At 41.4% G+C, this 12,703-nt stretch carries 10 protein-coding genes, 1 pseudogene and 1 riboswitch; of the genes and pseudogenes, 3 read left to right on the top strand and 8 right to left on the bottom strand.

What is annotated here, in order from left to right; translation table 11 throughout:
• Positions 1-94: 94 nt before the first annotated feature.
• The 6 genes and pseudogenes from K1I67_RS07250 to zapA form a co-directional block, all read right to left on the bottom strand.
• A complete protein-coding gene (locus K1I67_RS07250; protein WP_223339425.1) occupies positions 95-991 on the bottom strand; it encodes a TDT family transporter in 897 nt (298 codons plus the stop codon).
• Between the two features lie 105 nt (positions 992-1,096).
• Positions 1,097-1,216, bottom strand: a pseudogene (locus K1I67_RS07245) (carboxymuconolactone decarboxylase family protein); the annotation flags it as partial.
• Between the two features lie 30 nt (positions 1,217-1,246).
• Positions 1,247-2,572: an alanine/glycine:cation symporter family protein gene (locus tag K1I67_RS07240; protein WP_223339424.1), complete on the bottom strand. Its 1,326-nt coding sequence runs from the start codon at positions 2,570-2,572 to the stop codon at positions 1,247-1,249.
• A 90-nt stretch (positions 2,573-2,662) separates the two neighbouring features.
• Positions 2,663-2,751, bottom strand: a riboswitch (glycine riboswitch).
• A 145-nt stretch (positions 2,752-2,896) separates the two neighbouring features.
• Positions 2,897-5,233: an endonuclease MutS2 gene (locus K1I67_RS07235; RefSeq protein WP_223339423.1), complete on the bottom strand. Its 2,337-nt coding sequence runs from the start codon at positions 5,231-5,233 to the stop codon at positions 2,897-2,899.
• Positions 5,234-5,496: 263 nt separating this feature from the next.
• Positions 5,497-6,045, bottom strand: a complete 549-nt coding sequence (locus K1I67_RS07230; RefSeq protein WP_223339422.1) for a CvpA family protein — start codon at positions 6,043-6,045, stop codon at positions 5,497-5,499.
• The gene (zapA, locus tag K1I67_RS07225) at positions 6,042-6,344 is read right to left on the bottom strand and encodes a cell division protein ZapA (protein ID WP_049503020.1); all 303 of its coding nucleotides are present in this window, start codon (positions 6,342-6,344) and stop codon (positions 6,042-6,044) included. The genes K1I67_RS07230 and zapA overlap by 4 nt, the downstream gene beginning before the upstream one ends.
• Positions 6,345-6,430: 86 nt before the next feature.
• Between zapA and rnhC the strand changes: the two genes are divergently transcribed.
• From rnhC to recD2, 3 genes are all read left to right on the top strand, one after another.
• Positions 6,431-7,312 carry a ribonuclease HIII gene (gene rnhC, locus K1I67_RS07220; protein ID WP_223339421.1) on the top strand — a complete coding sequence of 294 codons (882 nt, stop codon included), beginning with the start codon at positions 6,431-6,433 and terminating at the stop codon, positions 7,310-7,312.
• A 3-nt stretch (positions 7,313-7,315) separates the two neighbouring features.
• Positions 7,316-7,930, top strand: a complete 615-nt coding sequence (gene lepB, locus K1I67_RS07215) for a signal peptidase I (protein ID WP_223339420.1) — start codon at positions 7,316-7,318, stop codon at positions 7,928-7,930.
• Between the two features lie 206 nt (positions 7,931-8,136).
• Complete coding sequence (recD2, locus tag K1I67_RS07210; protein ID WP_223339419.1) at positions 8,137-10,503, top strand: SF1B family DNA helicase RecD2; 2,367 nt, start codon at positions 8,137-8,139, stop codon at positions 10,501-10,503.
• Positions 10,504-10,550: 47 nt separating this feature from the next.
• Here recD2 and tig read toward each other — a convergent pair whose 3' ends face one another.
• Together tig and K1I67_RS07200 are read right to left on the bottom strand one after the other, a co-directional pair.
• Positions 10,551-11,834 carry a trigger factor gene (gene tig / locus K1I67_RS07205; protein ID WP_223339418.1) on the bottom strand — a complete coding sequence of 428 codons (1,284 nt, stop codon included), beginning with the start codon at positions 11,832-11,834 and terminating at the stop codon, positions 10,551-10,553.
• Positions 11,835-12,064: 230 nt separating this feature from the next.
• Positions 12,065-12,697, bottom strand: coding sequence for a response regulator transcription factor (locus K1I67_RS07200; RefSeq protein ID WP_223339417.1), 633 nt, complete (start codon positions 12,695-12,697; stop codon positions 12,065-12,067).
• Positions 12,698-12,703 lie beyond the last annotated feature (6 nt).

The following is a 12,703-nucleotide window of genomic DNA, read 5'->3' as shown; positions in this document are numbered from 1 at the left end:
TCCTCATAAGTTAATTTCATAATAAAATACCCCCAAAGTTAGATTTTTTCTGTCTAACTTTGGGGGTGCAGTTCACTCCGTGCTAGGGGTTGTTTTAGTTCCTTAAATATCTCACATATTCTACTAATACGTAGACAAGGATTGATAAACAAATGATAATCTCTAACCAAACGAGGAGATTAAGGACTGGAAACTGCAGAATGCCTTGAGCCATTTTTAATGATGTTGCTGTGATGATGGTTGGGAAGGTTAGGGCTGAAAAAGCTGGTTGAAATCCCTGTTTTAAAATCCTTGGCAAGCGACTAAGAACAAAGAAAAAGAAGCCCTGTGATGCAAGGATCATAACTAGCAAAATCCAACTAGGAAGACCATAGCCTCCTACTCTCACTAGTGCTGCCAAAAGGAGTGAGAAGGGGGCGCAATAGATCCCTTCTTGCCCCAGCAAAGCGATCGGTAATGGATTTTTCCTTAAATCTTGATAAATTAGAGGGTAAAGGATAAGAGTTAAGATAAAACCAAAAATCCAAGCTCCATAGGCAATCCCAACAATGCCCACCACTGGGTAGGTCAAGCTCGCTACTGCTATTCCTACATAAAGAACTGTCCAGCTTGGCGTTGCACTCGTTCTTGGTTTTGTAAAAACATAAGCCGTTGTAAAATACAGAATCAAACAAACATCGAGTAGAAACGAAAACCACCAAAGAACTTGTGCTAAGGGGCCCATCGTAGTTGATAGAACTCGCAGTAGATAAGTTGATAAAATCATCCCTGCCATAGGAAAGGTTGCCATTCCTGACAAAACAGGGGCTTTCTTCAATTCTTGCTTGCTTTCATTCCAGTTACTGAGGTGACTTACTAAAAAATAAAACCATAAAATCAAGCCTGACAAACTAAATACGTGTGATAATAGTGGAAAAATATCCAAGATGAGATTTCCTGCACCAGCCAATCCCAATAAGCAACCTGAAAAGGCTAAGGGGAGTTTTTTCATACTAACCTCCGAAAATTACGTTACTATCAGTATAGCATAAAAGCGCTTAAAAAAGCACCCCAAAATGGAGCCTGAACATCTCAGTTTCCATTCTTTTTCTATATCTTATGCATAAGGTTGTAATTCTGGATTAATCGGTGTATTTGCCAGATTATTGGCATAGTTACAGAGGGTTGCCAAACTGACACCAAGAACCATATCTAGGGCATTATCTTGCGAGTAAGCAAGTTCAAAAATTAAGGAATGAGGGATCTCTTATGATTTACCAAAATACTTCTTAGTCTCAGCGATAACGACTGGCGACAAGGCCAAGAGGGCAATCAAGTTTGGTAGAGCCATGAGGGCATTGACGATATCAGCGATAATCCAGACCATATCCAACTCGATGAATCCACCCAGTAAGACCATAGCAACAAAGACCACACGATAAAGCCAGATAAAGCGAACACCAAAGAGAAACTCAAAACAACGCTCTCCGTAGTAGTTCCATCCTAAAATCGTGGTAAAGGCAAAAAGTACCAAAAAGATTGTTAAAAGAGCAGGTCCAAAGAAAGAAAAGACTGTAGAAAAAGCTGACTGAGTCAGAGTAACTCCGTCTAAATTACCATTCCAAACACCTGTCACCAAGATGGTCAATCCAGTCAGGGTACAGATGATCAGAGTATCAATAAAGGTTCCTGTCATGGAAATCAAACCTTGTTCCACTGGTTCATTTGTTTTGGCTGCAGCAGCAGCTATTGGAGCTGAACCCAAGCCAGACTCATTTGAGAAGACCCCACGTGCCACACCATTTTGGATAGCCATCCGAACACTAGCTCCTGCAAATCCTCCCACTGCAGCTATGGGACTAAAAGCTGATGTGAGAATCAGTGAAAGTGTTGCCGGTACTTTATCGATATTAAAGAAAATGACTGTCAAGGTTCCCAAAATGTAGACAATAGCCATAAAAGGAACAACTGTGGTTGAAACCTTAGAAATGGACTTGAGCCCACCAAAGACTGCGATCCCTACGAAAATAGATAAAACAAGTGCAGTAATTGTCGGATCAATACTAGCCGTATTTTGCACGGATTCTGTAATGGAATTCACCTGGGTAAAAGTACCAATCCCTAAAAGTGCAACTAGTACTCCAGCTACAGCAAAGAAGATTGCAAGAGGGCGCCATTTTTCGCCCATCCCTAGAAGAATATAATGCATCGGTCCTCCTGCTACCGCACCATGATCATCCTTGGTTCGATATTTGATAGCAAGTAGTCCTTCTGCATACTTGGTTGCCATTCCAAAGAAAGCAGCCACCCACATCCAAAAAAGAGCTCCTGGGCCACCGACCTTGATAGCCGTTGCCACCCCGATAATATTTCCTGTACCAACAGTTGCTGCTAGGGCTGTACACAAGGCAGCAAAGCTCGACACATCTCCATGCCCCTTATCCTTGGTAAAAATAAGCTGGAAAGCCTTAGGAAGACGCAAGATTTGTAAGAGTCCTAAACGAAGGGTTAAGTAAATCCCTGTACCAACTAATAAAATTAAAAGGGGTGGCCCCCATACCAGAGCATCCAGCTCTTTTAGCAAATTTAACATCCTTTTCTCCTATCTATTCAACCCCAAAAGAAAGAGCACATGTTAAAAACATGTACTCTGGAATGCATCGATAAATGCCAAAAAGCGCTCTATCATTGCTCTGTCCTTTTACCTGAGAGTTTGAGCAGTTGCCTGCCTTGCCCCTTCGGTGCCTTTACGGTCTCTCCAGAGTTCCGTCCATTTACAGTCATGAAAAATCAAAGGACTTTCCACTTCTATTAAACTTCATTCGGTGTTGTATTTAATTTTTTATCATTTTACAAGAAAAAACTGTCCTTGTCAATATCTTCAGAAAATTTTATTATAATTTTCATTCGTTTCGCTTTATCCCTTAAAGGTTACAATGGTTGCGCCACTTCCACCTGCATTTTGTGGTGCATAGCCAAAGCTCTTGACCTGTTTGTTTCTTTGCAGGTACTTAGTCACCCCTTCACGGATGACACCTGTACCGATACCATGGATGATGTCGACTTGGGCCATATTGTTGAGCAGGGCTTGGTCGATAAAGGCATCCAAGGCTTCCATAGCTTCCTCGTAGCGTTTGCCACGAAGGTCTAGTCGAGCCTGTGGGCCTTTGCCTGCTGCACGTTTGACGACGTTGACTTGTTTCTTCTTGACTGGTGCTTCTTGCTGAGCCTGAACCAAGTCAAACTCTTTTTCTTCAAGCGTCATCTTAATCAAGCCAACCTGTGCTTCCCAACGACCATCCTTGAGTTGATTGGTCAAGGTACCACGTTGACCATAGCTTAAAACGATAATATCATCTCCAACTTTTGGAGCTCGTTTTTTCTTAGCCTTTTGGAGGACCTTGTTTTTAGAAAGGTCAACTTTTTCAGGTGCTAATTTTTTGAGCTTAGCTTTGGCTTCGATAATCTCGTGCGGTTTCAGTTGAGATTTACTGTGAAGATTTTTTAAAATATCGTCACTTTCAGCCAGAGCCAAGTCAACAATTTCAGCAGCTTGCTCACGCGCCTTATTGAGTTCAGTTTCCTTCTCACGATTGAGCTCGTTATAGAGTTTTTTAAGGGCACGATTCATCTTGAGATTTTCTTGCTCGACTTGACGAATATTTTCAAGACGTTTCCGGCTTTCCAGTGTCTGCTCTTCCAATTGTTCAATAATGCGATTGACATCGTTGTCTTGGTCAATTTGCTTACTAGCGTCACCTACAATGACATCTGACAAACCTAGACGTTTAGCAATCTCAAAGGCATTGCTTCGACCTGGAACTCCCTGCATAAAGCGATAGGTTGGGCGCAGGCTAGCTGTATCAAATTCCATGCTAGCATTCTGAACATAGGCCGTTTCAATACCATAAGCTTTTAGTTCAGGATAGTGAGTGGTTGCCATGGTCTTAACTTGCCGCAAACGCAAGTCTTCTAGGATTGACATAGCAAGGGCTGCACCTTCTTGGGGATCTGTTCCTGCTCCAAGCTCATCAAGTAGCAAGAGCGAGTTTTGATTGACCTTACCAAGAATATCTACGATATTAGTCATGTGACTAGAGAAGGTTGACAGACTTTGCTCAATGGATTGTTCGTCTCCGATATCTGCGAAAATCTCCTCGAAAATCCCTACTCGACTGCCCTTATCGGCTAGAATCGGCAAACCTGACTGGGCCATCAACTGCGTCAAACCTAAGGTTTTGAGCATAATGGTCTTACCACCCGTATTGGGACCAGTGATGACAATAGCTGTTAGATCCTGACCAAAATACACATCATTGGCAACAGCATTCTTCACCAAGGGATGACGAACGTGAAGAAGTTGAATCTCCTGTCCCTCAGATACTTGAGGTACTACAGCCTCCGTCTCTTGGATAAAGCGGACCTTAGCACGAATGAGGTCCAAATGTCCAATAATCCAAGCATCATTGGCGATTTCAGCTGCATGAGGTCTTACTCTTTCAGAGAGTTCTTGAAGAATACGCATCATCTCATAGCGTTCGTCTGCACGAAGACTTGCGATTTCTTCACTTAGCTTGACTACTTCACGCGGTTCGATATAGACAGTATTACCACTAGCAGAGATATCATGTACTACACCAGCAATCTTATTACGATAGGTATTTTTTACAGGAAGAACTTGGCGACCATTTCTACTTGCGATGATACCTTCAGTCAACATCTGTGACTTTTGCTTGAGAAGGTCTTGCAAGACATCTCTGACTTGACTTTCACTATCATGGATTTTTCGACGGATTCGTGCCAAGTCCTCACTAGCAAAGTTCTCAATAAATCCAGCTTCGTTGATGGCTTGTAAATTTCCCTGTAAATGTGGAAAATCATGAAGTTTCTCAAACCAACTTGCCAGGTGATCCAAACGTACATTTTCAAGATTGTCATAGAAATTCTTCAACTCACGACTGGCAAATATGACACGCTTGAGAAGGAGAAATTCCTCGATGTTGAGGTCAGCACCCATCTCCAAACGTTTGCTAGTTGCAATAATATCTTTTGTTCCCGAAATGCTGAAATGAGGATGTTCGACAAAGAGTTCTTGCATCTCCTTCATTTCTGCAAAAGCTTGTCTAATCTTATCCCCTTTACCTGTTGGAACAAGTTCTTTTAACTGCTCTAACCCTTGTTCCGTCAAAAGATGGGGCTCAAATAAAGCCTTAACCTTATTAAATTCTAATGTTTCTAGTATCTTTTTATTCATTTTCTTTTCCTTCGTAATGAGCGAACGATTTTTTTAAATTCTCACTCTTTTCAAAAAGGCTCCTAAACTATTGATACTCAATGAAAATCAGAGAGCAAACTAGGAAGCGACCCGTAGGTTGCTCAAAGCACTGCTTTGAGGTTGTAGATAAGACTGACGAAGTCAGTCACATATATAATCCAAGGCGAAGCTGACGTGGTTTGAATTTGATTTCCGAAGAGTAGGAAATTGTAAACAAAAGGCTAGGAATTGTTCCCGCCCTTTTATCCGATTATTTTGGTTACCCAAAGTTGTTTAATCACATGACTAGTGATGGGAACACTCTGGATAATATGTTTAGCTACAAAACTGTTTTCAAGTGAATTTTGAACAATTTGTAAAGGAACAGTCGCAAGAATGGTCAGTATCATCTGGAGGACAAATAAGGTCACAGCCAGAGATAAAACACCTGCACCTATACGGAAATATTGGCCCTCTAGTTTTTTAGTCGGTAGAAGATTAAGAAAGAGACCCACCAAACGACCAATGCAATAAAATATAGTAAAGGCTAAGAGGTAACCAATCCCTGCATAAAAGACCTTGTCCAGTTGGAAAAGTTGATCGGATGGGAAAAAGAAGGTTCCCTGCCCTTCCTGTGGACTTGCATATGGGATCAACAAATCAAATTGTTTCCCTAAAGATTGATAAAAATTTCCTGCAAGAAGAGCTGAAATCACAGTTGCTACAAAATAGTAAATCTGTAAAACCAAACCTCTACGATAGCCGATATAAAAGCTCCATGCAAGAACCAATAAGAGAAGGACGGAAATCATAGGGAATCCTCAATCTTGCTCTGTTCTTGTTTAGTCGCTACAACTTGATGACGGAGGGCGTCTAATTCTTGTTCCTTATCATCAAATTCAATCTCACGACTGAGTTGAGTTGACAAGCTATTGACTGCTAATAAAATAGCGATTGTCTCATCATCCGCTCCAGGCATCTGCTCTTTAATTGCTTCATATTTTTCTGTTGCGACCTTGGCAATTTCCTCCATAAAGAGGTTGTCATGCTCAGTTGTTAGGGTCAATGTTTTTTTTCCGAATGTAAACTTGTATCGATTTAAATTTGCCATAAAATTCACCTCACGATATTATACCAAATTTCACTAAGTTTGTCAGTTTTTACCAATTCTACGGCTTTTATGGTACAATAAGAGTTATGGCAAGTATTACATTAACTCCGAGCGAAAAGGAAATCCAAGCCTTTGTTCAGAAATATGAACAAGCACTGACTCCTAGTAAAAATCCTTATATTCGCTATTTTTTGAAGCTTCCGCAGACAAGTGTTTCCATCTACACATCAGGAAAAGTGCTCTTGCAAGGAGAAGCTGCTGAACGTTACGCCAGCTTTTTTGGTTATCAGGTCAGCCCAGTAGCTAGTGGACAAAACTTTCCGATGATTGGAACTGACGAAGTAGGAAATGGTTCCTACTTTGGTGGTCTGGCTGTAGTAGCATCCTTTGTGACTCCTGACCAGCATGACTTTCTGCGAAAATTAGGTGTAGGGGATTCTAAGACTCTGACAGACCAAAAGATTCGTCAGCTTGCTCCTCTGCTTAAGGAAAAAATTCAGCACCAAGCTCTACTGCTTTCTCCAAGCAAGTATAATGAAGTCATCGGTGAGCGCTACAATGCCGTTTCTGTCAAGGTAGCCCTGCACAATCAAGCCATTTTTCTCCTTCTCCAAAAGGGAGTCCAGCCAGAAAAGATTGTGATTGATGCCTTTACTAGTACTCAAAACTATGAGAAGTACTTAAAAAATGAAGCCAATCATTTTTCTAATCCAGTCAGCCTAGAGGAAAAAGCTGAAGGTAAGTACTTGGCTGTCGCAGTAAGTTCTATCATTGCGCGTGATCTCTTTCTAGAAAATCTCGAAAATCTGGGTAGAGAACTTGGTTATCAACTTCCAAGCGGGGCTGGAACAGCTTCTGATAAGGTAGCTAGCCAAATTCTTCGTGCTTATGGTATGCAGGGACTCAACTTCTGCGCCAAACTACACTTTAAAAATACTGAAAAAGCAAAAAAAATGCTAGAAAGGTAAATTATGAAATATTTAAAATCGTTTTTAAAAGAGTGGGGAGTTATCTTCCTACTTATTACACTAGTAGGTCTTAGCCGTCTCTTTCTCTGGAGCAATGTCCGTGTAGAAGGACATTCCATGGATCCTACCCTGGCAGATGGAGAAATCCTCTTTGTGGTTAAGCATCTCCCAATCAATCGTTTTGATATTGTGGTTGCTCATGAAGACGATGGGAACAAGGATATCGTTAAACGGGTCATTGGTATGCCAGGAGATACTATTCGTTATGACAACGATAAACTCTATATTAATGGTGAAGAAACTGATGAACCCTATTTAGCAGAATACCTTAAGCGTTTCAAGGAAGATAAACTCCAAAGCACCTATACTGGATCTGGTTGGGATGGTAAAAAGGGAGAATACTTTAGAACTTTAGCTCAAAAGGCTCAGGCCTTTACCCTAGATGTTAATTACAACACTAGCTTTACCTTCACTGTACCAGAGGGTGAATACCTCCTACTGGGTGATGACCGTCTGGTATCTAGCGACAGTCGACATGTTGGCACCTTTAAAGCAAAAGATATAACCGGAGAAGCCAAATTCCGCTTCTGGCCACTTAAGCGTATCGGAACATTTTAAAAACAAGGAAGAGGCCGAGAATTATCCATCTCAGCCTCTTCTCATTCTATTTTGACTAATACTCAATGAAAATCAAAGAGCAAACTAGGAAGCAAGCCGCAGGCTGTACTTGAGTACGGCAAGGCGAAGCTGACGTGGTTTGAATTTGATTTTTAAAGAGTATAAATCTGAGATACATTTTCTCAGAAACTATTGTAAGGAATTTTATGGAAGTTTATTTTTCAGGCACCATTGAGCGCATTATCTTTGAAAATGTCAGCAATTTTTTCCGTATTTTGCTCCTAGATATTGATGATACCAATGCTGAAGACTTTGATGATTATGAAATCATAGTCACAGGTACTATGGCTGATATCATTGAAGGAGAGGAATACACCTTTTGGGGACAAATTGTCCAACACTCCAAATATGGTGAACAACTACAAATGACTCGCTATGAGAGAGCCAAGCCGACTAGTAAGGGCTTGGTCAAGTATTTCTCCAGCAGCCATTTTAAGGGAATTGGACTCAAAACAGCCCAGAAAATTGTGGATATCTACGGGGAGAATACTATTGACAAAATCTTAGAAAATCCAGACAAACTCCAATCAATCTCTGGACTCTCTGCTAAAAATCGTGAAGCCTTCATCTCAACTCTTCGTCTTAATTACGGAACAGAGATGGTCTTAGCCAAACTGGCTAATTACGGCATTCCTAATAAACTGGCCTTTCAGATTCAAGACTTTTACAAGGAAGAAACGCTAGAGATTGTCGAGAATTATCCCTATCAACTGGTCGAGGATATCAAGGGCTTGGGATTTACCATCGCTGACCAATTGGCCCAAGAATTGGGGATTGAGAGCCAGGCTCCCGAACGTTTCCGTGCTGGTCTCGTCCATAGTCTCTTTCAAGGTTGCATGGAAACGGGAGATACCTACATGGAAGCTAGAGACTTGTTGGAGCAAACCCTCAACCTTCTTGAATCCTCCCGTCCAGTCGAACTAGAGCCGAGTCAAGTTGCCCAAGAGCTTGCTTATCTGATTGAAGAAGATAAGGTACAGCAGATTGATACCAAAATCTTTGATAATAGTCTCTTTTTTGCAGAGGAAGGCATTCGTAGCCATCTCATCAGAATTCTCGAAAAAGGGCAGAGTAAAAAACAGGATCTAGAAACCATCCAAGACCATATCACAACTGTTGAGGAAGAACTGGGGATTGAGTATGATAGCATTCAAAAACAGGCCATCTGCGATGCTATCCAGAACAAGGTCTTTATCCTTACAGGTGGACCTGGTACAGGTAAGACTACTGTTATCAACGGCATTATCGCTGTCTATGCTCTCTTAGAAGGACTAGATCTCAAGAAAAAGAGCAATCTGCCCATTCTCCTAGCCGCTCCAACCGGTCGCGCGGCTCGTCGCATGAATGAATTGACAGGACTACCAAGTGCAACTATTCACCGCCACTTGGGTATGACTGGAGACGACGATACCAGCCATCTGGAAGATTATCTGGATGCTGACTTTATCATTGTTGATGAGTTTTCGATGGTAGATACTTGGCTAGCTAACCATCTCTTCTCCAATATCTCCTCTAACAGTAAAATCCTCATCGTTGGTGATAGTGACCAGCTGCCTTCTGTCAGTCCTGGTCAAGTCCTAGCCGACTTGCTCCAGATATCAACCATCCCTCAAACACGTTTGGAAAGAATCTACCGTCAGAGCGAAGAATCGACCATCGTCACTCTTGCAAGTCAGATTCGTCAGGGAATATTGCCTGCAGATTTTACCCAGAAAAAAGCAGATCGCTCCTACTTTGAAATCGCTAGTAACCATATCCCTGCAAGCATTGAAAAAATCCTAGGTGCTGCTATCAGAAGTGGCATCCCTGCTCGTGATATTCAAGTTCTTGCCCCTATGTACCGCGGAACTGCTGGTATTGATGCCATCAACCAGCTCATGCAAGACCTGCTCAATCCTCCACAAAAAGACCTGCTTAGCTTTGAAGCTCCTCAGTGTCACTATCGAACAGGAGATAAGGTCATTCACCTAGTCAACGATGCAGAGGTCAATGTCTTTAACGGTGACTTAGGCTACATCACAGACTTGATTCCAGGAAAATACACTGAATCCAAGCAAGATGAAATTGTCATCGATTTTGACGGCAATGAGGTCTCCTATCCTCGAAATGAATGGTACAAGATTCGCCTAGCCTATGCCATGAGTATCCATAAGTCTCAGGGTAGCGAGTTTCCAGTTGTTATCCTGCCTATCACCAGTGCAAGCAAACGCATGCTGGAGCGCAATCTCATCTACACTGCCATCACTCGTGCAAAAAGTAAGCTCATTTTACTAGGTGAATTACAGGCCTTTGACTATGCAACTCAGCACATCGGAACGGCTCGTAAGACCTATCTAATTGAACGTTTCGCTGACTTAATAGAATCAACTGATGGAACTAGTAAATCAGCTACTGAAGCTACACCAATTACAGATACTGAACAATCCTACATTCTAACCGAAGACAACTGGTCTAGTATCCCAGCCATGATTGGGATTACTGAAGAAGACCTGCAAGAATTTTTCGGAAAATAAAGCATAAGAAAACCCACCGAATCCGGTGGGCTTTTATCTTGTAAAGATTATTTTACTGTTGCAGTGCTTGTGATCAATTCAACAGCTTTCTTCACTGCAATATCGTGTTTCAACATATCAGCTGAAAGCAAGCTTTGTACTTGAGCAACTTCCATGTTGTAGTCTGTTGCCAATTGCTCGATTTCTTTTTGGATTTCTTCTTCTGAAGCATCAAATCCTTCTGCTTTCGCAACTGCTTCGATAACAAGGTTAGTCTTAGTACGTGACTCAGCTTCTCCCTCGTATTGTTTGTGAAGATCTTCTTGAGTAGTTCCAGTGATTTGGAAGTACATGTCAGGGTTGATACCTTGACGTTGCAAGTTTCCAAGGAATTCATTTACTGAACGGTGAACTTCTTCGTGGATCATTTCTTCTGGAAGTTCTACAATTTCAGCGTTTTCTACAGCTTTATCAATTGCTGCACCTTCAACTGCATCTTTGTAAGCTTCTTCTTTAGCAGCAGCCAATTCCTTGCGGTATTTTTCTTTCAATTCAGCAAGTGTTTCAACTTCTTCGTCGATGTCTTTTGCAAGTTCATCGTCAAGAGCTGGAACTTCTTTAGCTTTTACTTCGTGGATAGTTGTCACGAATTTAGCTTCTTTACCTGCAAGGTCTTCTGCTTGGTAGTCTTCTGGGAATGTTACGACTACATCAACAGTTTCACCAGCTGAGTGACCTACCAATTGGTCTTCGAAACCAGGGATGAACTGACCTGAACCAAGTCCAAGTGAGAAGTTTTCACCTTTTCCTCCGTCAAATTCAACACCGTCGATAGAACCAACGAAGTCGATGACTACAGTATCGCCATTTTCAGCAGCAGCTTCTTTGATAACCAATTCAGCCAAGTTGTTGCGTTCACGTTCGATACGCTCTTCAACGTCAGCATCAGTTACTTCTTTTTCTACATCAACTGATACTTCAAGGTTTTTGTAGTCACCCAATTTTACTTCAGGTTTTGTAACAACTTCAGCAGTGATAACCCAGTCTTGTCCTTTTTCCATTAAAGTTACGTCAATTTTTGGTTGAGCAACCACTTCAAGACCAGCTTCTTTTACAGCAGCTTCATAAGCATTTGGCAAAAGAGCGTTCATAACGTCTTGGTAAAGTGACTCTTCACCAAATTTTTTGTCGAAGATAGGGCGTGGAAGGTGACCTTTACGGAAACCTGGAACATTAAGAGATTTCTTCACTGAGTTGAAGACACGGTCCAATTCTGGTTTGATTTGGTCTTGAGAGATAGTGAAAGTCAAGACACCACGGTTTGTTTCTTTGTTTTCAAATGATACAGACATTCTGTCATTTCTCCTTAAAATTTTTTTAAATACAGTCTATTATATCATATACTAGTAACTTTTTTCAAGTCAGAACCGAGTTTTCAGGACCGCTTGAGATACTTGTTAATCCTAGATTACTGTTTTTTGCTTAACGTATCCAATTTATCAAGAAAAAACATTAAAAACTTATTTCAAAGAAAAAATTACCTCTGAAACAGAGAGTTTTGATTTCACTCCAAAAAAATCATCTAGAAGTCTTCATGGCCTACCAAGTGATGCTGAAAGGCATAGACTGCTGCCTGGGTGCGGTCGCTAACCTGAAGTTTAGCAAGGATGTTTGAAACATGAGTTTTTACAGTTTTGAGGGAGATAAACAATTCATCTGCGATCCGCTGATTTTCATAGCCCTTAGCGATTAGTTGGAGAACATCCCGTTCACGCGCAGTCAAGTCCTCGTGAAGTTCAATATGATTACGGTTGTATTCTACCTTCTTGCTCACCTCTTGTTCAATAGCAAATTCACCGGCTGCTACCTTACGGACAGCGTGCAGCAATTCGTCCGCGCTAGAAGTCTTAAGCATATATCCTCTAGCTCCAGCATTCAAAACCGGCATGATTTTTTCATTATCTAGGTAAGATGTCACAATCAAGATTTTAGCCTCTGGCCATTCTTTGAGAATAGCTAGTGTTGCATCAATCCCATTGACTTCAGGCATAACAATATCCATGACAATCACATCTGGCCGAAGCTCCAAGGCCATAGAAATTCCCTCCGCGCCATTGGTTGCTTCTCCTACAACCTCTACATCATCTTGTAATTCAAAATAACTTTTTAAACCCAGACGCACCATTTGGTGGTCATCTACCAATAATAGTTTCATCTTACT

Source organism: Streptococcus infantis (assembly GCF_019929575.1).
Classification (GTDB): domain Bacteria; phylum Bacillota; class Bacilli; order Lactobacillales; family Streptococcaceae; genus Streptococcus; species Streptococcus infantis_L.
The sequence above is the reverse complement of the archived record's forward strand: the minus strand, read 5'-3'. Positions and strand labels throughout refer to the sequence as shown.